At 72.0% G+C, this 23,042-nt stretch carries 22 protein-coding genes; all 22 read left to right on the top strand.

The window, feature by feature from the left end; all coding sequences use genetic code 11:
• The first annotated feature begins 15 nt into the window (after positions 1-15).
• The 22 genes from rpsS (at position 16) to EBO36_RS12430 (ending at position 22,343) form a co-directional block, all read left to right on the top strand.
• Entirely contained in the window at positions 16-297 is a 282-nt protein-coding gene (gene rpsS / locus EBO36_RS12535; protein WP_122824923.1) for a 30S ribosomal protein S19, read from the top strand.
• A gap of 58 nt (positions 298-355) precedes the next feature.
• Positions 356-754 (top strand): 50S ribosomal protein L22, encoded by a 399-nt coding sequence (rplV, locus tag EBO36_RS12530; protein WP_122824922.1) that lies wholly within the window; start codon positions 356-358, stop codon positions 752-754.
• Positions 754-1,548, top strand: coding sequence for a 30S ribosomal protein S3 (gene rpsC, locus EBO36_RS12525; protein WP_122824921.1), 795 nt, complete (start codon positions 754-756; stop codon positions 1,546-1,548). Before rplV ends, rpsC begins: the two co-directional genes overlap by 1 nt.
• Positions 1,549-1,551: 3 nt before the next feature.
• Positions 1,552-1,971: a 50S ribosomal protein L16 gene (rplP, locus tag EBO36_RS12520; RefSeq protein ID WP_122824920.1), complete on the top strand. Its 420-nt coding sequence runs from the start codon at positions 1,552-1,554 to the stop codon at positions 1,969-1,971.
• Complete coding sequence (gene rpmC, locus EBO36_RS12515; protein WP_122824919.1) at positions 1,971-2,210, top strand: 50S ribosomal protein L29; 240 nt, start codon at positions 1,971-1,973, stop codon at positions 2,208-2,210. Before rplP ends, rpmC begins: the two co-directional genes overlap by 1 nt.
• Complete coding sequence (rpsQ, locus tag EBO36_RS12510; protein ID WP_122824918.1) at positions 2,207-2,506, top strand: 30S ribosomal protein S17; 300 nt, start codon at positions 2,207-2,209, stop codon at positions 2,504-2,506. The genes rpmC and rpsQ overlap by 4 nt, the downstream gene beginning before the upstream one ends.
• 70 nt (positions 2,507-2,576) lie before the next feature.
• Positions 2,577-2,945: a 50S ribosomal protein L14 gene (gene rplN, locus EBO36_RS12505; RefSeq protein WP_122824917.1), complete on the top strand. Its 369-nt coding sequence runs from the start codon at positions 2,577-2,579 to the stop codon at positions 2,943-2,945.
• A 1-nt stretch (position 2,946) separates the two neighbouring features.
• Positions 2,947-3,288 (top strand): 50S ribosomal protein L24, encoded by a 342-nt coding sequence (rplX, locus tag EBO36_RS12500; protein ID WP_122824916.1) that lies wholly within the window; start codon positions 2,947-2,949, stop codon positions 3,286-3,288.
• A gap of 2 nt (positions 3,289-3,290) precedes the next feature.
• A complete protein-coding gene (gene rplE, locus EBO36_RS12495) occupies positions 3,291-3,863 on the top strand; it encodes a 50S ribosomal protein L5 (RefSeq protein WP_122824915.1) in 573 nt (190 codons plus the stop codon).
• 1 nt (position 3,864) lies between these two features.
• Positions 3,865-4,050: a type Z 30S ribosomal protein S14 gene (locus EBO36_RS12490; RefSeq protein ID WP_122824914.1), complete on the top strand. Its 186-nt coding sequence runs from the start codon at positions 3,865-3,867 to the stop codon at positions 4,048-4,050.
• 59 nt (positions 4,051-4,109) lie between these two features.
• A complete protein-coding gene (rpsH, locus tag EBO36_RS12485; RefSeq protein WP_122824913.1) occupies positions 4,110-4,508 on the top strand; it encodes a 30S ribosomal protein S8 in 399 nt (132 codons plus the stop codon).
• A gap of 23 nt (positions 4,509-4,531) precedes the next feature.
• Complete coding sequence (gene rplF, locus EBO36_RS12480; RefSeq protein WP_122824912.1) at positions 4,532-5,071, top strand: 50S ribosomal protein L6; 540 nt, start codon at positions 4,532-4,534, stop codon at positions 5,069-5,071.
• A gap of 2 nt (positions 5,072-5,073) precedes the next feature.
• On the top strand, positions 5,074-5,445 hold the full coding sequence (gene rplR / locus EBO36_RS12475; protein WP_122824911.1) for a 50S ribosomal protein L18: 372 nt from the start codon (positions 5,074-5,076) through the stop codon (positions 5,443-5,445).
• 34 nt (positions 5,446-5,479) lie between these two features.
• Entirely contained in the window at positions 5,480-6,163 is a 684-nt protein-coding gene (rpsE, locus tag EBO36_RS12470; protein WP_122824910.1) for a 30S ribosomal protein S5, read from the top strand.
• Positions 6,163-6,345, top strand: a complete 183-nt coding sequence (gene rpmD / locus EBO36_RS12465) for a 50S ribosomal protein L30 (RefSeq protein ID WP_122824909.1) — start codon at positions 6,163-6,165, stop codon at positions 6,343-6,345. Before rpsE ends, rpmD begins: the two co-directional genes overlap by 1 nt.
• Positions 6,346-6,347: 2 nt before the next feature.
• On the top strand, positions 6,348-6,827 hold the full coding sequence (gene rplO / locus EBO36_RS12460) for a 50S ribosomal protein L15 (protein ID WP_122824908.1): 480 nt from the start codon (positions 6,348-6,350) through the stop codon (positions 6,825-6,827).
• 184 nt (positions 6,828-7,011) lie between these two features.
• Positions 7,012-8,316 (top strand): preprotein translocase subunit SecY, encoded by a 1,305-nt coding sequence (secY, locus tag EBO36_RS12455; RefSeq protein WP_122824907.1) that lies wholly within the window; start codon positions 7,012-7,014, stop codon positions 8,314-8,316.
• Positions 8,313-8,891, top strand: coding sequence for an adenylate kinase (locus tag EBO36_RS12450; protein WP_122824906.1), 579 nt, complete (start codon positions 8,313-8,315; stop codon positions 8,889-8,891). The genes secY and EBO36_RS12450 overlap by 4 nt, the downstream gene beginning before the upstream one ends.
• Positions 8,892-8,933: 42 nt before the next feature.
• Entirely contained in the window at positions 8,934-9,767 is an 834-nt protein-coding gene (gene map, locus EBO36_RS12445) for a type I methionyl aminopeptidase (protein WP_122824905.1), read from the top strand.
• Between the two features lie 7 nt (positions 9,768-9,774).
• Entirely contained in the window at positions 9,775-12,237 is a 2,463-nt protein-coding gene (locus EBO36_RS12440) for a helix-turn-helix transcriptional regulator (RefSeq protein WP_122824904.1), read from the top strand.
• 6 nt (positions 12,238-12,243) lie between these two features.
• Entirely contained in the window at positions 12,244-14,700 is a 2,457-nt protein-coding gene (locus EBO36_RS12435) for a LuxR C-terminal-related transcriptional regulator (RefSeq protein ID WP_122824903.1), read from the top strand.
• A 194-nt stretch (positions 14,701-14,894) separates the two neighbouring features.
• The gene (locus tag EBO36_RS12430; protein WP_122824902.1) at positions 14,895-22,343 is read left to right on the top strand and encodes a vWA domain-containing protein; all 7,449 of its coding nucleotides are present in this window, start codon (positions 14,895-14,897) and stop codon (positions 22,341-22,343) included.
• The last annotated feature ends 699 nt before the right edge of the window (positions 22,344-23,042 follow it).

Below are 23,042 nucleotides of genomic sequence, written 5' to 3'. Positions count from 1 at the left end.
TAGGAGAGCGACGAGATGCCTCGCAGTCTGAAGAAGGGCCCGTTCGTCGACGGCCACCTGCTCAAGAAGGTGGACGCCGCCAACGAGACCGGCTCGAAGAACGTCATCAAGACGTGGTCCCGCCGGTCGGTCATCACGCCCGACTTCCTGGGCCACACGTTCGCCGTCCACGACGGGCGCAAGCACGTCCCGGTCTTCGTCACCGAGTCGATGGTCGGACACAAGCTGGGCGAGTTCGCCCCGACCCGCACCTACCGCGGGCACGACAAGGACGACCGCAAGGCCCGTCGTCGCTGAGACGGCGGTCCCCAGCGAGCACACCCACCGAGCACTTCGACAAGTAAGGCAGGATCCGATGGAAGCCAAGGCGCAGGCGCGATACGTCCGCGTCACGCCCCTCAAGGCGCGGCGCGTCGTGGATGTCATCCGCGGCAAGCGTGCTGAGGAGGCTGTGACCGTGCTGCGGTTCGCCCCGCAGGCGGCGGCCGAGACCGTGCGGAAGGTCGTGGAGTCCGCGATCGCGAACGCACGTGTGAAGGCGGACCAGGCCGGCGAGGCGTTCAACGCCAGCGCACTCGTCGTGCGTGAGGCGTACGTCGACGAGGGCCCGACCCTCAAGCGGATGCGTCCCCGTGCCCAGGGCCGGGCGAACCGCATCCTCAAGCGCACGAGCCACATCACGGTCGTCGTGGGCGAGGACACCAAGGACGGCGCGGCGCCGGCCGCCGCTGGGACGAAGGGGAGGACCCGCTAGTGGGTCAGAAGGTCAACCCGACCGGGTTCCGGCTCGGAATCACCACCGACCACCGTTCGCGGTGGTTCGCCGACAGCACCAAGGTGGGTCAGCGCTACCGGGACTACGTCCGTGAGGACGTCGCCATCCGTAAGCTCATGGCCTCCGGCCTCGAGCGCGCCGGCATCTCCAAGGTGGAGATCGAGCGCACCCGCGACCGCGTGCGCGTCGACCTGCACACGGCCCGCCCGGGCATCGTCATCGGGCGCCGTGGCGCGGAGGCCGACCGCCTGCGCGGGGAGCTCGAGAAGCTCACGGGCAAGCAGGTGCAGCTCAACATCCTCGAGGTGAAGAACCCCGAGATGGACGCGCAGCTCGTCGCCCAGGGCATCGCGGAGCAGCTCGCCAGCCGCGTCTCCTTCCGCCGCGCCATGCGCAAGGGCATGCAGTCCGCCCAGCGCGCCGGCGCCAAGGGCATCCGCGTACAGTGCGCGGGCCGCCTCGGCGGTGCGGAGATGTCGCGCTCGGAGTTCTACCGCGAGGGCCGCGTGCCCCTGCACACGCTCCGCGCGAACATCGACTACGGCTTCTTCGAGGCCCGGACCACCTTCGGCCGCATCGGCGTCAAGGTCTGGATCTACAAGGGTGACGTGACGGAGAAGGAGTACGCCCGCGAGCAGGCGGACGCCGGCTCCCGCGCCCCCCGTGGCCGCGGCGCTGAGCGCCCCCGCGGGCGTCGTCCCGACGAGCGCGCCCCCCGCACCACCGGCGACGCCGCCCCCGCGGCCTCGCCCGCCACCGGAACGGAGGCCTGAGTCATGCTCATCCCCCGGCGGACCAAGTTCCGCAAGCAGCACCACCCGCGGCGCACCGGCGCCGCCAAGGGCGGCACGACGATCGCCTTCGGCGACTTCGGTATCCAGGCCCTCGAGCCGGCGTACGTGACCAACCGCCAGATCGAGGCGGCGCGTATCGCGATGACCCGCCACATCAAGCGTGGCGGAAAGGTCTGGATCAACATCTACCCGGACCGCCCGCTGACGAAGAAGCCTGCCGAGACCCGCATGGGTTCCGGTAAGGGTTCGCCGGAGTGGTGGATCGCGAACGTCAAGCCCGGACGCATCATGTTCGAGCTCGCAGGTGTCCCGGAGGAGCTCGCCCGCGAGGCGCTCTCCCGCGCCCAGCACAAGCTCCCGATGAAGACCCGCTTTGTGAGCCGTGAGGGAGGTGAGGGCTGATGGCCATCGGATCGAAGGGTCTGTCTCCCTACGACCTGGACGAGATGGATGACGAGCGCCTGGCCGAGGAGCTGAGCAAGGCGAAGGAGGAGCTCTTCAAGCTGCGCTTCTCCTCCGCCACCGGCCAGCTCGAGGACCACGGGCGACTCAAGGCCGTGCGCCGCGACATCGCCAGGATCTACACGATCGTCCGCGAGCGTGAGCTCGGCATCCGTACCGCTCCCAGCAGCGAGAAGTGAACGAGGCAGCCACAGTGAGCGAGAACAGCGCAAGCACGACGGCGGACCGCAACGACCGCAAGACGCGTCGCGGGTACGTCGTCAGCGACAAGATGGACAAGACCGTGGTGGTCGAGGTCGAGGACCGCGTCAAGCACGCGCTCTACGGCAAGGTCATCCGGCGCACGGCCAAGGTCAAGGCGCACGACGAGGCCAACACGGCCGGCGTGGGCGACCTCGTGCTCATCATGGAGACGCGGCCGCTGAGCGCCACGAAGAACTGGCGCGTCGTCGAGGTCCTCGAGAAGGCCAAGTAGTCCACCCCACCATCCGTTCGGCCAGGCTCGCGCCAGGTGCGAGAACCAGCACGACGACAGGAGTAAACGAATGATCCAGCAGGAGTCGCGGCTCAAGGTCGCCGACAACACCGGTGCGAAGGAGATCCTTTGCATCCGCGTGCTCGGCGGCTCCGGCCGGCGCTATGCGGGCATCGGTGACGTCATCGTCGCCACCGTCAAGGACGCGATCCCCGGCGGCAACGTCAAGAAGGGGGATGTCGTCAAGGCGGTCGTCGTGCGCACCGCCAAGGAACGCCGTCGGCCCGACGGCTCGTACATCCGATTCGACGAGAACGCCGCTGTCATCCTCAAGGGCGACGGCGAGCCCCGTGGCACGCGCATCTTCGGCCCCGTGGGCCGGGAGCTGCGTGACAAGCGGTTCATGCGGATCGTCTCTCTGGCACCGGAGGTGCTCTGACGTGGCAAGGATCAAGAAGGGCGACCTCGTCGTCGTCATCGCAGGCCGTGACAAGGGCCAGCAGGGGCGTGTCCTCGAGGTCGACACCGACCGCGACCGCCTCATCGTCGAGGGCGTCCAGCGCGTCAAGAAGCACACCAAGGTGGGCCAGTCGGGCCGTGGCGCCAAGACCGGCGGCATCGAGACCGTCGAGGCCCCCATCCACGTGAGCAACGTGATGGTGGTCGACCCCGGGACCAAGAAGGGCACCCGGGTGGGAATGCGCACCGAGACGGTTGAGCGCGACGGCCGGAGCCGCACCGTGCGGGTCCGCGTCGCCAAGCGCTCCGGTAAGGACATCTGAGCATGAGCGAGAACACCGCCACCCAGGCGCCGGCTCCCCGACTCAAGCAGCGTTACCGCGAGGAGATCCTCACGGGGCTGCGCGAGGAGTTCGGCCACGCCAACGTCAACCAGGTCGCCGGCCTGACGAAGATCGTCGTCAACATGGGTGTGGGGGACGCCGCGCGCGACTCCAAGCTCATCGAGGGCGCCGTGCGCGACCTCATGACGATCACGGGCCAGCGCCCCGTCGTCACCAAGGCCCGCAAGTCCATCGCGCAGTTCAAGCTCCGTGAGGGTCAGCCGATCGGCGCGCACGTGACGCTGCGCGGGGACCGCATGTGGGAGTTCCTCGACCGGGTCCTCTCCCTCGCGCTGCCGCGTATCCGCGACTTCCGCGGCCTCTCGCCCAAGCAGTTCGACGGCCACGGGAACTACACCTTCGGCCTCAACGAGCAGTCGATGTTCCACGAGATCAACCAGGACAACATCGACCGGGTCCGGGGCATGGACATCACGGTCGTCACCACGGCCACCACCGACGAAGAGGGGCGCTCGCTGCTCAAGCGCCTGGGCTTCCCTTTCAAGGAGAACTGACGTGGCGAAGACTGCGCTCATCCAGAAGGCGAACCGCAAGCCGAAGTTCGGCGTGCGCGCCTACACGCGCTGCCAGCGGTGCGGGCGCCCGCACTCGGTGTACCGCAAGTTCGGGCTCTGCCGGATCTGCCTGCGGGAGATGGCCCTCGCGGGTCAGCTCCCCGGTGTGACCAAGTCCAGCTGGTAAACGACTACGTCGCAGGTCCCTGAGTTGAGGAAACCGCGACGAGGAAGGGCCGAGGCCCGATGACAATGACCGACCCCATCGCAGACATGCTCACGCGTCTGCGCAACGCCAACTCGGCGTACCACGAGACGGTGACCATGCCGTACTCGAAGCTCAAGGCGAACATCGCCGAGATCCTCACGACCGAGGGCTACATCAGCGGCTGGACCGTCGAGGACGCCCCCGTGGGCAAGTACCTCACGCTGAACCTGAAGTTCGGTCCGCACCGCGAGCGTTCGCTCGCCGGCGTGCGCCGCGTGTCGAAGCCGGGACTGCGCGTGTACGCGAAGTCCACCAACCTGCCCAAGGTTCTCGGCGGCCTCGGGGTGGCCATCCTGTCCACCTCCTCCGGCCTCCTGACGGACCGCGAGGCGAAGAGCAAGGGCGTAGGCGGAGAAGTTCTCGCCTACGTCTGGTGACCGGGAAACGAGAGGAGTAGACCATGTCCCGTATCGGTAAGGTCCCCGTCCCGGTCCCCGCTGGCGTCGACGTCACGATCGACGGCGCCGTGGTGACGGTCAAGGGCCCCAAGGGAACCCTGAGCCACACCGTGGCCGCGCCCATCACAGTCACCCGAGGTGACGAGGGCGAGCTCGTCGTGGCACGCCCCGACGACGAGCGCGTCTCGCGCTCGCTCCACGGTCTGACCCGCACCCTGCTCGCGAACCTCGTCACTGGTGTGACGCAGGGCTACGAGAAGAAGCTCGAGATCGTCGGCACGGGTTACCGCGCCGCGGCCAAGGGCTCGGATGTCGAGCTCGCGCTCGGCTTCTCCCACCCCGTCTCCGTCAGCCCGCCCGAGGGCATCACGCTGACTGTCGAGACCCCCACGAAGCTCACGGTCTCCGGGATCGACAAGCAGCTCGTCGGTGAGGTCGCGGCAAACATCCGCAAGCTCCGCAAGCCCGAGCCGTACAAGGGCAAGGGCGTGCGTTACGCCGGCGAGCAGGTCCGCCGCAAGGTCGGAAAGGCTGGTAAGTGACCATGGCTATCTCGATCAAGGGCAAGGGCAAGTCGGTTCAGCGGGCGCGCCGTCACCTGCGCGTGCGCAAGAAGGTCAGCGGCACGGCCCTGCGTCCCCGCCTGGTCGTCACCCGTTCCTCGCGGCACATGGTCGCCCAGCTCGTGGACGACACGAGCGGGCGCACCCTGGCCTCGGCCTCGACCCTCGAGGCCGACCTGCGGGCGAACGACGGCTCCAAGGTGGACAAGGCGCGCGTCGTCGGCGAGCTCGTGGCCGAGCGGGCCAAGGCTGCCGGCATCGAGCTCGCGGTGTTCGACCGCGGCGGCAACAAGTACCACGGACGGGTCGCGGCGGTCGCCGACGGCGCCCGCGAGGGTGGTCTGACCCTGTGACCAGCGTTTACGTACGAGAGCAAAGGAACATCTGATGGCTGCACCGCAGCGAAGCAGGACCGGCTCCGGTTCCGGTACCGGCAACGCCGGGAACAGTGGATCGGGTGAGCGCGGCGGTCGTCGTAACGATGGTCGCCGGGGCGCCGAGGAGAAGAGCGCCTACATCGAGCGCGTCGTGACGATCAACCGCGTCTCCAAGGTCGTCAAGGGCGGACGCCGCTTCAGCTTCACCGCGCTCGTCGTCGTCGGTGACGGCAACGGGACGGTGGGCGTCGGCTACGGCAAGGCCAAGGAGGTGCCCGCGGCGATCGCCAAGGGGACCGAGGAGGCCAAGAAGAACTTCTTCCGCGTCCCGATGATCCAGAAGACGATCCCGCACGCGGTGACCGGCGAGGCCGCGGCAGGCGTGGTGTTCCTGCGCCCCGCGTCCCCCGGTACCGGCGTCATCGCCGGTGGACCGGTGCGCGCCGTCCTCGACTGCGCCGGCATCCACGACATCCTCTCGAAGTCGCTCGGGTCCGAGAACGCCATCAACATCGTGCACGCCACGGTTGCGGCGCTCCGCGGGCTCGAGGAGCCGGAGGCCGTCGCGGCTCGTCGTGGGCTCCCGCTCGAGCGGGTCGCCCCGGCGACCATGCTGCGCAACCGCGCGGCGGGCGAGGCGAAGGCACGCGAGGAGGCCGCCGGCGGCGGCTCGGCCCAGAAGGTGGGTGCGTGATGGCACAGCTCAAGGTCACCCAGACCAAGTCCGCCATCGGCGGCACGCACAACCAGCGTGAGACCCTGCGGACGCTCGGCCTCAAGCGCATCGGCGGTTCCGTCGTGCGTGAGGACCGTCCCGAGGTCCGCGGCATGATCACCACGGTGGCGCACCTCGTCACCGTCGAGGAGGTCGAGTGAGCATGGCTGACACCGATAACACCGAGGGCACGCAGGCCCCGCGGACCCTCAAGGTCCACCACCTGCGTCCCGCGCCCGGCTCGCGGACCGCGAAGACCCGCGTCGGCCGCGGTGAGGGCTCCAAGGGTAAGACGGCGGGTCGTGGCACCAAGGGCACCAAGGCCCGGTACCAGGTTCCCGGCGCCTTCGAGGGTGGGCAGATGCCGCTGCACATGCGGCTGCCCAAGCTCCGCGGGTTCACCAACCCCTTCCGCACCGAGTACCAGGTCGTCAACCTGGACCGGCTCGGCGCGCTCTTCCCCGAGGGCGGCACCGTGACGGTCGCCGACCTCGTGGCCAAGGGTGCGGTGCGTTCCGGCCGGCCCGTCAAGGTGCTCGGCACGGGAGAGATCAGCGTGAAGGTCGACGTCCAGGTCGACGCCTGGTCCGGTTCGGCCCAGCAGAAGATCGAGGCTGCAGGCGGCTCGCTCGCCCAGCCGTGACATGAGCGCCCGCGGGTGGTCCGGTTCCCGGGCCGCCCGCGTTCGCGTCTGTGCCCGTCCGCGCGGCGGACGGGCACGAGCACCGCACCGGCAGGCCGCCGCGACCCGGTAGGGTTCACTCCGGCCGACGACGACCAGCGGCCCCCGGCTTGCCGGCGGTTGGCACGAGGTAGCAGGAGGAAGATTGCTCAGCGCATTCGCCCGGGCGTTCCGTACGCCGGACCTGCGGCGCAAGCTGCTCTTCACGCTGGGGATCATGGCGGTCTTCCGCCTGGGGTCCTTCATCCCGACGCCGGGGGTGTCCTACCCCAACGTCCAGCAGTGCGTGGCCCAGGCTGGCGGCAGCAACGACCTCATCGGCCTGGTCAACCTCTTCAGCGGCGGAGCCCTGCTCCAGCTGTCGATCTTCGCGCTCGGCATCATGCCGTACATCACGGCGAGCATCATCGTCCAGCTCCTCCGGGTGGTCATCCCCCGTTTCGAGGCCCTCCAGAAGGAGGGGCAGGCCGGACAGTCGAAGCTCACGCAGTACACGCGCTACCTGACGATCGGCCTCGCGGTCCTGCAGTCGACGACCGTCATCACCATGGCGCGCTCGGGCAACCTGTTCCCCGGGTGCAACGTGCCGCTCATCCCCGAGGACTCGGTCATGACGATCGTCCTCATGATCGTCACCATGACGGCCGGTACCGGCCTCGTCATGTGGCTCGGCGAGCTCATCACCGAGCGCGGCGTCGGCAACGGCATGTCGCTGCTCATCTTCACGTCGATCGCCTCCGGCTTCCCGGCCGCCCTGTGGTCCGTCGCCGGCGGCGACAACGGCATCGCGAACTTCACGGTGATCATCGCGCTCCTCCTCCTCGTCACGCTGCTCGTCGTCCTCGTCGAGCAGTCCCAGCGCCGCATCCCCGTCCAGTACGCCAAGCGGATGGTGGGCCGGCGGATGTACGGGGGGTCGAGCACCTACATCCCCATCAAGATCAACATGGCCGGCGTCATCCCGGTGATCTTCGCGTCCTCGCTGCTCGCACTACCGGGGCTGTTCGCCCAGTTCGGCGACATCACCTCGCCGTGGGTGCAGTGGATCAGCGTCAACCTCGTCTCCCCGAGCGCGCCGCTGTACATGGCGGTCTACACGCTCCTCATCATCTTCTTCGCGTACTTCTACACGTCGATCACGTTCAACCCCGACGACGTCGCGGACAACATGAAGCGCTACGGCGGCTTCATCCCCGGCATCCGCGCCGGGCGCCCCACGGCGGAGTACCTGCAGTACGTCATCTCCCGGATCACCTCGGCCGGTGCGCTCTACCTCGCCGGCGTGGCCCTCATCCCGGTCATCGTCTTCGCGGCCCTCGGGCTGGCGGACACGACGAGCTACGCGCTGGGTGGCACCTCGATCCTCATCGTCGTCGGTGTCGGTCTGCAGACCGTCAAGGAGATCGACTCCCAGCTGCAGCAGCGTCACTACGAAGGCTTCCTCCGATGACCGCACGTCTCGTCCTCCTCGGCCCCCCCGGAGCCGGCAAGGGCACCCAGGCCGCGCGCCTCAGCGACTGCCTGGGCGTCCCGGCCATCTCCACGGGTGACATCTTCCGCGCGAACGTCGCCGACGCGACCGAGCTCGGCCGCCGGGCGCAGCGGTACATGGACGCGGGGGAGTACGTGCCCGACGAGGTGACCAACGCGATGGTGCGCGCGCGGCTCGCGGAGCCGGACACCGAGCAGGGGTTCCTCCTCGACGGCTACCCCCGCACGGCCGAGCAGGTCCGTGAGCTCGACGCGATGCTCGACGAGCAGGGACGGCGCCTCGACGCCGTCGTGGAGATCACCGCGGCCGCCGACGTCGTCATCGCCCGCCTCCTCGGGCGCGCCCGGGAGCAGGGCCGTGCCGACGACACCGACGTCGTCATCCGGCGCCGGCTCGAGGTCTACCGCGAGCAGACGGAGCCGCTGACCAGCCTGTACGCCGAGCGGGACCTGCTCGTGCAGGTCGACGGGATCGGCGAGGTCGACGAGGTCACCGAGCGGATCGTCGGGGCCCTGCAGCCCCTGCTCGTCTGAGGACCGGCGGCCTCCGCCGCCCCACGACCGAGGGAGAGTCGCATGTTCGGACGTGAGCGCGTCGAGTACAAGACGGCCGACCAGATCCGCGCCATGCGCCGCGCGGGCCTCGTCGTCGCCGACATCCACGCGGCCCTGCGCGCCGCCGTCGCGGTCGGGGTCACCACCGCCGACCTCGACGGCGTCGCCGCCGAGGTCCTGCGCCGCGCGGGGGCCCGGTCGAACTTCCTCGGCTACCACGGCTACCCCGCGCACGTGTGCATCTCCGTCAACGACGAGGTGGTCCACGGCATCCCCGGGGCCCGCACCCTGGCGCCGGGCGACGTCGTCTCCTTCGACTGCGGCGCCGTCGTCGACGGCTGGCACGGGGACGCCGCCTTCACGGTGGTGCTCGACCCCGCGGACCCCGGCGACCAGCTGCTGGCGCAGGTCACCGAGGAGGCGTTGTGGGACGCGGTCGCGGCGCTGGCCACGGGGGAGCGCCTCGGCGTGGTGGGCGACGCCGTCGAGGAGGCCGTGGAGCGCTGCGAGCGGGAGCACGGCGTGCGGCACGCCATCGTCGAGGAGTACGTCGGCCACGGGATCGGCACCGCCATGCACCAGCCGCCGGACGTCCTCAACTACCGCACGGGTGAGCGCGGCCTCAAGCTGCGCCCGGGCCTGTGCCTCGCCGTCGAGCCGATGATCACCCGGGGCGAGCGGCACACCCGGGTGCTCGCCGACGAGTGGACCGTCGTCACCACGGACGGCTCCCGTGCGGCCCACGCCGAGCACACCGTCGCTCTCACCGACGGCGGCGTGTGGGTGCTCACCGCGGCGGACGGCGGCGAAGAACAGCTCGCGAACCGCGGCGTGCGGGTCGCGCCTCTGCCATGATGCCGAGATGGGGCAGGTCGGGGGCCGGGGCGACGTGCTGCCACGCGCCAGCCGTGACGCGCAGATCGGTGCCAAGGTCACGGAGGCGCTCGAGCGCCGCGCGCCCCTGACGGTCGTCCGCGCCCCCCGCGGCTACGGCAAGACCACCGCCGTCGTGCGGTGGATCGCCTCGCGCGCGGAGGGTCCGCCGGTGCGCTACGTCCGCCTCGGTCTCGAGGAGCGGGTGGGCGCGGGATTCTGGCGCCTGCTGCGCGCGGTCCTCGAGGAGGAGGGCGTGGAGACCGGGCCCGGCGTGGACGACCGTGCGGTGGTCCGCCGGGCGCTCACCCTCCACCGCCGCCCGCTCGTCCTCGTCCTCGACGACTTCCACGAGGCGGGCCGGCTCGAGGGCGCTCCGGCGATCGACGAGGACCTCGTCGAGCTCGTGCGGCGCAACGACCGGCTCGAGCTCGTCGTCGTCACCCGCGCCGTCCGTGACATCGAGACCACGGGGGCCCTCTCGGTCGACACCGCCGTCGTGCGCCCCACGGACCTCGCCCTCACCGGCGACCTCGTCCAGGCCCTCGCCCGCCGCCGGGGGCTCACCGTCTCGGCGGAGCACGCGCACCGGATCGCCGACGACCTGGGGGGCTGGCCCGCCGCCGTCCGGGCGTGCATCGAGGCGGCGGCGATGAACGGCTCGGACACCGTCGTCGACACCGGGCTCGTCGACGACTACCTCTTCGGGCTGCTCCAGGACATGACCTCCGACGGCCTGCGCGACTTCCTCCTGCGGACGGCCGTGCCCGAGGAGTTCAGCGAGGCCACGGCCCGGGCGATCGTCCCCGGCGCCGCCGTGGGCACGCACCTGCGCAACCTCCGGGCCGCCGGACTGCTCACCCGGGCGCACCGCGGCGTCGCCGTGCGGTACTCCTACCCGCGCGCCATCCGGGAGGCACTGGTCCGCATCCTCGGTGAGACCCGTCCCGAGGTCGTGCCGGAGGTGCACCGCGCGCTCATGGCGTCGGCCGCCCAGGAGGAGGGCCCGGCCGGCGTCCTGCGGCACGCGTGCCTCGCGGGGGAGTGGGAGGTCGCGCTGGCGGTCGTCGAGGAGGACTGGGCCACGCTGGTCACGCACCACCAGGACGCCCTTGTCGAGGCGGCCCGCGCCATCCCGGACGCCCTCGTGCGGGCGGACTCCCGGCTGGCGGTCGTCCGCGACGAGCTGCCCCGCGGCATGCGGCGACCCGGCCGGAACCCCGGCGTGTGGCTGCCCTCCGACCCGGCGTTCCTCGACCTCACCGCGCGCCTGCGCTCGGCCGAGGGGGGCACGGGCGACCACGTCATGGTGCTGTTCCAGTGGGCGGTGAGCGCGGTGCTCGCCGGCGACAACGACACCGCCCTGTACGCCTTCGGGCGGGTGCGCGAGCACGGCATCGAGCACGAGGACCTCGCTGCCCGGCTCATGGGGACGGTGGGGATGCTCATGACCCGGGCCATCCTCGGCGACGTGGAGCACGCCCTGGGCTGGGCGAGGGACCCCGAGCTCGCCGACGTGCTCCAGGGGCCGTCGCGCGACGGCCTGGTCGGCCTCATCCAGGCGAGCGCCCGGATCGGCTACGCCATCGCCTGCGTCGACGGGGTCCTGCCCGACGCCGCGGCGGCGGTGGCCCGGATCCGGGAGCTGCGGCGCCGGGACGACCTGTGGGCCATGTCGGTGTTCGCCCGGGCGCACCTGGCGACCGTGAGCGGGTCCGAGGAGGAGCGCGCCCGCAGCATCGGCGCCCTCCGCGCGGCGCTGCGGCACACCGACCCCGGCGGGATCACCGAGGCCACGCTCGCCACGACGCTCGCCGAGCTGCTCCTGCTGTCCGGGATGAGCGGTGCGGCCGCCGACGTCCTCGACGACCTCCCCGACACGGCGGTCTCGGCCACGACGCGCGCCCAGCTCCTGCTCGCGCAGGGACGCTGGCGGGATGCCATCCGTGTGGCGGAGGCCGTCCTGGCGACGCCGGCCACCCGCCGGGCCCACTTCGCGTGCGAGGTCCACATCGCCTGGGCGCTGGACCAGCTCGGCGAGCCGGCGGCAGCCCGCCGGGCGTTCGCCCAGGCCGTGCGCACGGCGCAGGAGACCGGCCTGCGCCGCGCGCTCCACCTCCTGCCCACGGAGGTGTTCGAGTCGCTCGCGGCCGGTGTGCCCTCGGCGCGTGCCCTCCGCCCCGCGGACGGGAGGGCCCCGGCCCGACCGCTCGAGGACGCACCGGTGCCCCCGGCGCCCGCGGACCTGTCCGACCGGGAGGCCGAGGTGCTCGTCGCCCTGCGCGACCATGCCGGCCCGGCGGGCATAGCCGAGCAGCTCGGGATCTCCCCGAACACCGTGAAGACCCACCTGCGCCGCGTGTACCACAAGCTCGGCGCGTCGAGCCGGCAGGAAGCCCTGCGGATCAGTGCCCACTGGCCGGTCCGTGGAGCGAGCCGGCGCGGGGACTGACCGCTCATGCCCATCCCGCGCATCCCCCGGGCGTTCGCGCCGACGCGCGCGGCCGCCGCGATGGGCCGACGCCTGCCCCCGCTGGTGGTCCTCCGGGCGCCCCGGGGGTACGGCAAGACGAGCGTCGCGGCCAGCTGGCTCGCCTCGCCCGAGATGTCCGGGGTCACCCGGTCCTGGCTCACGGTGCCCGAGGGGCCGGTGTCGGCCGCGGACCTGTGGACCGCGGTGCACGACACGTGGGTCGAGGACGGGATCGCCCTCGCGGAGACGGTGCCGACGACGGGCTCCCTCCGGGCCGTCCTGCGCCGCCTGGACCGGCGTCTCGTCCTGGTCATCGACGGCCTGCACCACGTCCACGACACCGCCGTCGACGACGAGCTGGTAGGCCTCGTCCAGGACCACGAGCTCTTCCACCTCGTCGTCACCACGCGCGCGCACCGTCCCATCGAGCGGCTCGGGCCGGCCACGGTGGACGCCGGCGTCCTGCGCGTGCGGGACCTCTCCCTCGACGACGCCGAGACGCGGGCGTTCGCCGGCCGGCTCGGCCTGCCGCTGACCCCGCCCGAGGCCAGTGCCCTGCGCGCCGATCTCATCGGCTGGCCGGCGTTGGTCCGGGCCGTCGTCCTCGACTCCGCCCGCCGCCCCGACGGCTCCCTCGACATCGAGCTGCCGCCGGTGGAGCACTACGTCGGCGCGGTTCTCCACGACGCCGATTTCGCCCCCTACTTCCGGCTGGCGACGGCGCTCGCCGTCCCAGGGACGTTCACCCGCGAGGACATCCGGCGCCTCGCCGGTGAGCCCGCCCGGGACGGGCTGTTCGACGACCTCGTCGAGGCCAACCTCGTCACCGCCGTCGGGCCGGGGCCGACCTATGCGATGGCACCCCCGATCCGCGCCGCCGCGGCGCACGTGCTCGAGCGCGAGGACCCCGCGCGGTTCCGCCTCCTCCACGCGCTCAGCGCCGGCGACGGCCCGGTGATCGTCGCCCTCGAGCACGCGGCCAAGGCCGGCGCGTGGCCGATCGCGATCGGGCTCGTGGAGGACCACTGGGCCGAGCTGCTCCGGGAGCACGCTCCCCGGCTGCGGGACGTCGTCGCACGGATGCCGGACGACGTCGTGGCGAGCAGCGCGCGGCTCGTCCTCGCCCGTGAGCACATCCTCGACGTCCACACTGCGGCGCGCGCGGAGCACGTGCTGCGGTCCGGCCGGCTCACGCCCGGGGGCTGGTCCGGCCGCGCTCCCAGCATGACCGAGCGGTTGTCGCGGCGGAGCGGCGCGGCGTCGGTTCCCCGCAGCCACCTGGCCCGGCAACCCGTCGACGAGGCACCGGTCGACGACGAGGTCCGCGGCGCCGTGCCGGAGCTGCTCGTCGAGTGGAGCCTGGACCAGCTGTACGCGGGGGACGTCGTCGGGGCGGCGTACGGGTTCGCCACCGCCGCCCGCCGGGCCGGGGCCGACGGTGGCGCCTACCGTGAGGCGGCGACCGGCGCCGCGGTCGCGCTGGCGCTGCTCGGCCACCTCGGCGACGCCGAGGGCTGGCTCCGCGCCGCGGCCGAGGCCACCGGGGAGGTGCGCGACCTGGAGCTGGCGGCGCGGCCCCTCGTCGAGGCGACGATCGCCACCCTCCGCCTCGACGACGCGGCGGAGGTGCTGCGGGTGCCCGCGCGGTCCCCCCTCGCCCCGCTCGTGGCTGCGGCGCGCCTGGTCGTCGCGCACGGCGCGCTCCACCGTGGCGACCCGGCGGGCGGGCTCCCGGAGGTCGCGAGCCTGTCCGTCACCCTCGACCCGGGGAGCGCCGAGCTGGGGCTCGTCGTCCGGGCGGCGACGTCGCTGCGCTGCGACCTCCACCTCGTCGCCGGCGAGTACGACCGCTGCGCGGCGCTGCTCGCGCCGATCCCGGGCCTCGTGCCCAACCGGGCGCGGCACGCCTTCTACGTCGGGGCCTACGACGAGGCGCTCCGCCTCACCCAGCGCGCGGACGGCGACGCCGGGCTCGCCCCGTGCGCGTCCCTCGAGCTCCTCGTGATCCGGGCGTGCGCCGCCTGGCGTACGGGGGACGAGGAGCGCGCCCTCGCGTCGCTGAGCACCGCGGTGGCGCTCGCCGCCGACGTCGGGGTCCTCCTGCCGTTCCTCTCGGTGCCGCGCGGCGACCTCGACGCCATCGCCGCGGGCCACCCGGCGGTGCAGCGCTTCCTCGACGCGCCGCGGCTCGCGTCCGCCTCCTCGCCGTACCCCGAGCCGCTCCGCGCCAGCCAGCTCAGCGCCGCGGAGCGGCGGGTGCTCGAGCACCTGGCCGGCCCCCGGTCCCTGGCCCAGGTCGCACGCAGCCTCTACCTCTCCGAGAGCACCGTGAAGACCCACGTCCAGCGCATCTACCGCAAGCTCGGGGTGGCCACCCGGGCCGCCGCCGTCGCCCGGGCGCGCGAGCTCGGCCTCCTGGACGACCGCTCCGGCGACCGCTGAACCCGGGCGCCACGCGGCGCTCCCGCCCGCCGTGCGCCACCCGGGGCGTGCGGGACCGCGGTGACCCCGGCCAGCCCCCTCACCCCCGCATCACCCTGGTGAATCAGCCGGTCATCAGCCTCCGTTCCTTATGCCCGTCATCCGGCATGCGGTGTGTGCTGACAGTTGCCCGCTGATCACAAGGGAGTTCTGTCATGCGCCGTGCCGCCACACCCCGTTCCATCCGCCCCCGTCGCGGCGCTCGAGCCCTGTTCGCCGGGCTCCTCAGCCTCACCCTGGTGACCTCGGGCACCAGTGCGCTCGCCGTGGGCGAGCCACCACCGGAGACCGCCGTCGAGGACGCCGTCACCTCCGAGCCGACGCTGGAGTCGGTCGTCGAGGACACCGCCGTGGGCGAGACGGCGACCGACGGGGACGAGACGGCCGCGCCGCCCGCCGACGAGCCGGCTGCGCCGCCCGCGGACGAGCCGGCGGCACCGCCCGCCGACGTGCCCGCGGCCGAGGAGCCCGCCGCGCCGCCCGTCGAGGAGCGCGCCCCGCCGGCCGAGGAGGCCGCGGCCGCCGGGGACGTCAGCGTGCTGCAGGTGCCCCCGGGCGAGCCCGGGACCAACGAGGCGCACCTGCTCGTCCGCAAGGGCGGGGACCGCACCGGCACGGGTAGCACGAGCACGACGGTCGCGCCCCTGGCGGGCGCCTCGTTCGAGTTCTTCCGGGTCGGCAGCGTGAACACGGTCAGCGGTGGCACGTCCGTCGGCACCTGTACCACTGACGGCACCGGCCTGTGCGGCGTCGAGGTGTCCCTCGCCACGGGTAACAACTACTTCTACGCCGTCGAGACCGCCGCGCCGGGCGGGTGGCGCGTCCCGGTCTTCTGGGACGACCCCACCGACTTCTTCCGTTACAACACCGGCGCCATCGTGCGCACGGGCTCCGCCGCCGCCCGCACCGTGACCCTCCCGCGACCGGCGGAGCAGACCCGGCCGGGCGGCGTGCGGACATGGCCCGACGTCCGAGCCAACAACGTCGCCCCGCCCGTCTGTGGGATCGACCTCGCCCTCGTCATGGACCTGTCGAACTCCGTCACGGACTCCGCGGCACTCCTCAACCAGTACAAGGCCGCAGCGGTCGACTTCGTCGACGAGCTCACCGGCACGCCCTCGCGGGTGGGTGTCTACACGTTCGCGACGGCGGCTCCGGCGGCCGGGGTGAACAACACGACGCTCCCGCTGACCTCGGTTGCCACCGCTGGCACCGCGTCGGTGGTCACCGCCAAGATCAACTCGCTGACCGGGGCCCCGACCGAGCGGCAGGGCGGGACGAACTGGGACCGCGCGTTCCACCAGGTCGTCGAGAGCGGTGTCGAGCACGACGTCGTGCTCTTCCTCACCGACGGCGAGCCGACCTACCACCGGGACGCGCGCGGCTCCGGCAGCGAGGCCTCCATCACCGAGGTCGAGGAGGCCATCCACTCGGCGAACGCCGTCAAGGAGACCGGGTCCCAGGTGATCGTCGTCGGGATCGGCAACGCCGCCGGCACCCCGGCAGCGGCGAACCGCATGTCGCTGATCTCCGGTCCCGTCGAGAACCAGGACTACTACCGCACCAACTTCGCCGACCTGGCCGAGACGCTGGAGGAGATCGCCTCGCAGAACTGCGCGGGGACCCTGAGCGTCGTCAAGGAGGTCCGCACCCTCGCCGGGACCATCGTCCCCGGTGGTCCCGGGTGGACCTTCACCACGCCGACCGCCGGTGTCACCCCGACCTCGGTGACGACCGACACCACGAGCGCGGTCAACTTCGACGTCGCGCACCCGGCCGGCACGTTCGCGACCCCGGTCACCGTCAACGAGACGGTGAACGCGGGCTACACCCTCGCCCAGCAGGGCGGGTTCAACGCCCGGTGCACGACGGACACCGGTGCGTCCCTTCCCGTGACGAACGCCGGCACCACCGGCTTCACCGTCGACGTCGGAGCGCAGGTGATCGTCACCTGCACGGTCCGCAACGCCGAGGTCCCGCCCGACTACGACGAGCTCACGGTGACGAAGACCGCGGCGACGTACTTCGACCGTGACTACGACTGGGAGATCGAGAAGCTGGTCCGCCAGCCCGACCGCCAGGAGATCCCCGCCGGGGAGGACGCCACCTTCACCTACGACGTCACCGTGACGCCGAGCGGGCCGATCGACTCCGGCTACGGGGTGCGCGGCAGCATCGTCGTGAGCAACCCCAACGACGTGGACTTCACCGGGGTCAACGTCACCGACAGCCTGCCCAACGGGACGTGCACGGTCGCCGGGGGCACCAACGTCACCGTGGCGGCCAACGCGAGCCTCACGCTCGCCTACAACTGCTCCGTGCCGACGCCTGCCGCCTCCGGCACCAACACCGCGACGGCTACGTGGAACGCGACGACGTTCCCCGGGACCGCTGGCTCCGCCCAGGGCACCGCGGCGTTCGCCTTCGCCAGCGCCGAGATCAACGTGACGGACTTCGAGGTGATCGTCACCGACTCCGAGTTCGACCTCACCGACTACGACGACGGCACCCAGGTGGGCAACCGCGTCCAGGCGGACGACGGCCCCGTGACCTTCACCTACGACCTCACCTGGCCGGGCGTGCCGGGGCAGTGCGAGACCTACCAGAACACCGCGCGCATCACCGACACCGACGTCTCCCGCGGCGCCGGCGGGATCGGTGTCCTCGCGGTCGATGAGGAGAGCACCGAGACCGTCGAGGTCTGCACCGGGCTCGACCTCACCGTGGCGAAGAACGTCGTCACGAGCTTCGACCGCACGTACCTGTGGGAGATCGACAAGGAGGCGGACGAGACCTCGGTGACCATCGGACCCGACGGCACCGCGACGTTCGACTACACGGTCACGGCGACCCCGCTGGAGTTCACCGACTCCGAGTGGGCGATGACCGGTGAGATCACCGTGACCAACCCCAACGCGTGGCTGGCCATCACCGCCGACGTCGTCGACTCCGTCGACGTGGGCGGCGGGGCCACCTGCACCGTCGAGGGCGGCCAGGACGCCGTCATCGCCGCGGGTGCCACGGTGACCTTCGAGTACACCTGCACGTTCACCTCGCAGCCGGACTACGAGGGGACGAACACGGCGACCGTCACCTGGGACGGCGACGTCCCCACGCCCACGAGCTCGGCCGTCGGCACGGCCGACGTGACGAGCGACGGCTGGTCGCAGACGCCGATCAACGAGACCATCACCGTCGTCGACGACAAGACGAACCCGGCGAGCCCGGTGACGCTGGGCACCGCCGAGTGGAACGAGGACGGCACCCCGACGGAGTTCGAGTACTCCCTCACCCTCGAGGGCGTGCCCGGCGAGTGCGTGGACTTCACCAACACCGCGTGGATCGCCGAGACCGACCAGGAGGCCACGGAGGAGGTGACGGTCTGCCAGCAGGCACCCGTCACCGCCACGAAGACCGCCGAGGCGACCTTCGACCGGACCTACTTCTGGGACATCGACAAGTCGGTGGAGGACACCGACGTCACCGTCAACCCGGACGGGACCGCGACCTACGACTACGTGGTCGAGGCCATCCCCGGGGACACCGAGGACTCCGGCTGGGAGCTCGCCGGTGAGATCACCGTGACGAACCCCAACGACTTCGGCACCCTCACCGTCGACATCACGGACGCCGTCGACGTCGGCGGCGGTGCCACGTGCACCGTCTCCGGCGGCACGGACGTCGAGCTCGCCGCGGGTGAGACCGTGACGCTCGACTACTCCTGCACGTTCACCTCCGCCCCGGCGACCACCGGCACCAACACGGCGACGGTCGCGTGGACCGACGCCGACGGCACCGACCAGTCCACCGAGGCCGAGGTCGACGTCACGTTCACCCTCGACGACGAGACCGACCGCACCGTCGACGTCTACGACGACAAGGTCGACCTCGACGAGCCCGAGCTGCTCGGGCAGGCCACCTGGAACGCCGCGGGCACGCCGACCACCTTCACCTACCAGAACACCCACCAGGGGGTCGGCGGGACGTGCACCCCGTTCACCAACACCGCCACGGTGGACGTCACCACCGGGGAGGACCCGACCGACTCCACGACGGTCAGGGTGTGCGTGCCCGGTGAGTTCACCCTCGACAAGGTGGCCACGGGCGCGGACCAGAACGCCGACGGGTCGTGGACCGTGACCTACGACGTCGTGGTGACCAACCCGGAGACCTTCGCGGGCGAGTACAACCTCTCCGACACCCTCGAGTACGGGGCGGGCATCACCCCGACCTCGGCGGAGTGGGAGCTCGAGGGCACCGACGTCTCCGGTGAGTGGGACCTCACCGCCGGGAACACCACGGTGCTCGCCACCGGCCGCGCCATCGCGGCCGGCGCGACCCACACCTACGCGGTGACGGTCATTGCGGAGGTAGGGACCGGCGTCATCGGGACCGAGCCCGGGCAGTGCCCGGACGAGGGCAGCACGACTCCCGGTGGCTTCCTCAACCTCGCCACCCTCACCGCCAACACCCAGACCCTCACCGATCGCGACTGCCTCGAGCCGGTGGCCCCGACCGTCGACAAGGAGGCCGGTGAGCTCGTCGACAACGACGACGACACCTGGACGGTGACGTACCGGCTCGTCGTGGACAACCCGAGCGACACCCGGGACCTCACCTACGACATCTCCGACGAGCTCGGGTTCGCCGAGGGCGTCGCCATCGAGTCGGCGACGGTGTCCCGCGACGGGACGACGTTCCCCGACTGGGACGGCGTCGACGAGACCACCATCGCCACGGGCGTGGCGCTGCCGGCCGGAGCGACGCACACGTACACGGTGACCGTGACGATCTCCCTCACCACGGACATCGACGAGGACGACCGCGCCTGCGGCGTCAACGGGAGCAACGCGGGTCAGGGCCTGTTCAACGAGGTCACCATCGTCTCGGGCAACGACGAGCAGTCCGCCGAGGCGTGCGTCCCGATCCCCGACCCCGAGCTCGAGGTCGACAAGACCGCGCTCGGCGCGCACCAGAACGCCGACGGGTCGTGGACGGTCACCTACGACGTCACCGTGACCAACGACAACCCGGCGCTGAGCGCGAGCTACGACCTGACCGACACCCTGGAGTTCGGCGCGGGGCTCACCCCGACGTCGGCGAGGTGGGAACGTGACGGCACCGCGGACGCCGGCGAGTGGGACCTGCCCGGCAACCTCACCGCCGTCCTCGCCACCGACGTCACGCTCCCGGCCCGGACGACGCACACGTACACCGTCATCGTGATCGCCGAGGTGGCGACCGGGACCGTCGGGTCGACGCCGGGCCAGTGCTCGGGCGAGGACGGCACGGCGGGCGGCGGGTTCCTCAACGCCGCCACCCTCACCGTCGACGAGAGCGAGGTCGTCGTGCGTGACTGCGCGGAGCCGGCGGCTCCCACGGTCGAGAAGCGCGAGGGCACCCTCGAGGCGAACGAGGACGGGACGTGGGACGCGACGTACACCATCCACGTCGACAACCCCAGCGACACCCACGACCTCGCCTACGACCTGTCCGACGACCTCGGGTTCGCCGAGGGCGTGGTCATCAACTCCGCGACGATCTCCCGCGACGGGACGACGTACGAGGAGTGGGACGGGGACACGCAGCCGGTGATCGCCACCGGCGTGGCGCTGCCGCGCGGCACGACCCACGTCTACGACGTGCTCGTCAACCTCTCGCTCAGCCAGGCGATCGATGACGAGGACCGCGACTGCGAGCCCGAGGACGGTGAGGGCAGCGGGCTGTTCAACGCCGCGACCCTGGTCTCGGGCAACGACAGCTACGACGACGACGCCTGCCACCCGCTCACCGAGCCCGACCTCGACCTCGACAAGGTCGCGACGGGGGTCCGCCAGAATGCCGACGGCTCCTGGACGGTGACGTACGAGATCATCGTGCGCAGCACGACCGCGGTCGGAGGGTTCTACGACCTGTCCGACACCCTGGAGTACGGGGAGGGCCTCACGCCCACGTCGGCGGAGTGGGAGCTCGAGGGCACCGACGCCTCCGGCGAGTGGGACCTCGCGGCCGGTGACACGGCTGTGCTCGCCGAGGACCGGGCGATCACCGGCAACGCCACCCACACCTACACGGTGACGGTGGTCGCGGAGGTCGAGACCGGTGTGATCGGCACCGAGCCGGGCGTCTGCTCCGGCGAGGACGGCACCTCCGGTGGCGGCTTCCTCAACGCCGCCACGATCACCGTCGGCGGCGAGGACACCACCGACCGCGCCTGCGAGGAGCCCGCGGCCCCGACCGTGGACAAGCGCGAGGGCGACCTGGTGGCCAACCCCGACGGGACGTGGGACGTGGCGTACACGATCGTCGTGGACAACCCCAGCGACACCCACGACCTCGCCTACGACCTGTCCGACGACCTCGGGTTCGCCGAGGGCGTGGTCATCAACTCCGCGACGATCTCCCGCGACGGGACGACGTACGAGGAGTGGGACGGGGACACGCAGCCGGTGATCGTCACCGGTGAGGCGCTGCCCGCAGGGGCGACGCACACCTACGAGGTCCTCGTGAACCTCTCGCTCACCCCGGGCGTCGACCCGGTCGACCGCCCCTGCGTCCCCGACGGCGGCACGCCGGGGAGCGGTCTGTTCAACGGGGCGACCCTCACCTCGGGCAACGACGACTACGACGACGACGCCTGTGTGGAGATCCCCGAGCCGGCCCTGGAGATCGACAAGACCGCCACGGGAGCGACGCAGAACGACGACGGGTCGTGGACCGTGACGTACGACGTGGTGGTCGACAGCACGACGAACGTCGGCACCACCTACGACCTCACCGACACCCTCGAGTACGGCCAGGGCATCACGCCCACGTCGGCGCGGTGGGAGCTCGAGGGCACCGACGTCTCCGGCACGTGGGACCTCGCGGCGGGTGACACCGCCGTGCTGGCCCAGGACCGGGAGATCGCGGGCGGCGCCACCCACACCTACGCGGTGACGGTCGTCGCCACGGTGGCGCCGGGCGTGCCCGGCACCCCGGCGGGGCAGTGCACCGGCGAGGACGGCACCGACGGCGGCGGGTTCCTCAACTCGGCCACCCTGACCGTCGAGGGCGAGGACACCACCGGCCGCGACTGCGTCGAGCCCCCGTCCTGGACGATCAGCAAGTCGTCCGACCCGGCGTCCGGTTCGACGGTTCGCCCCGGTGACGTCATCACCTACACCGTCACCCTCCAGGCCCAGGGCACGCCGACCGGCGTGCGGGTGGTGGACGACCTGTCCGACGTCCTCGACGACGCCGACCTCACCGGTGACATCACGGTGAGCGTGGGCACGGCGGCCCTCGTCGGTGACGAGCTGGTGTGGCAGGTGGGCACGTTCTCCGGGACCGCCACCCTGACCTACCAGGTCGAGGTCGACGACGACGCCTGGTCGGCCACCCTCGTCAACGTCGTCACCGGCGACGGGGACCCGGAGTGTGTGGGCGACTGCACGACGACCCACCGGACCCCGCCCCGGGAGGCGCCGCCCACCGTGCCGCCGCGCACGCCGGCGATCCCGCCCACCGGGGCCGACATCGGCGGCCTCGCCGCCATCGGGCTGCTGCTCGCCCTCGCCGGGGCGGTCGCCGCCCGGGGCCGCCGGCGGTCCCACACGTCCTGACCGTGGCCCGGGGGGCGGGGAACGCCCCGCACCCCCGGGCCCGGCAGGGCAACCAGATCCACCCGTCTTCCGTGACAGTGCCCGCCCGGTCTGTCTTGGAGGAAGGGGCAGCGCGCCCGGTACCGCGTTTGTGATCGACGCGGTGCGACGGTGTCCGGGGAGGGCGCCAGGGCGTCGCTGGTGCGGGGGAGTCGCAGTCATGCGGCTCCCCCGCACGGTTGTGCGGGGGACCCGCACGGTCGTGCGGTGACCGCGTACGTCGCCTACGCCCCGCGCGCCGCGCGCCCGAGCGCCGCGCTCACCCCGGTGTCACCCCGCGGCCCCACGATGATCAACCGGTGGCCCACCGCCGAGGGGACGCGCGGACCGGCGCGTCGGTGGTGTGCTGGGGTCGACCTCGAGGAGTCCCCCCATGCGCCCAGCACCGTCCGCGACACCCCCGCCCGCCGGGGGCCGTCCCCGCGGGCCCGCGTGGCCGCTGGCCGCCGGTGGGGGAACCCCCGGCGTGGTCACCCCAGAACACCCCGTCCACCGGTGCGGCCCCGCCCGGTCTGCTGGTGACGGGCGGTCCCGCAGGAGCCGTCGGTGCGCGCACGCCGCGTTTGTGATCGACGTAGGCGTGCTCGCCGCAGGGCGGACGCCAGCTGCAGGGGCCGGCGCGTGGGGGAGTCCCTGGGCTCCCCCACGCGTGTGACGTAT

Source organism: Georgenia faecalis (genome assembly GCF_003710105.1).
GTDB classification, from domain to species: Bacteria; Actinomycetota; Actinomycetes; order Actinomycetales; family Actinomycetaceae; genus Georgenia_A; species Georgenia_A faecalis.
The sequence above is the reverse complement of the archived record's forward strand: the minus strand, read 5'-3'. Positions and strand labels throughout refer to the sequence as shown.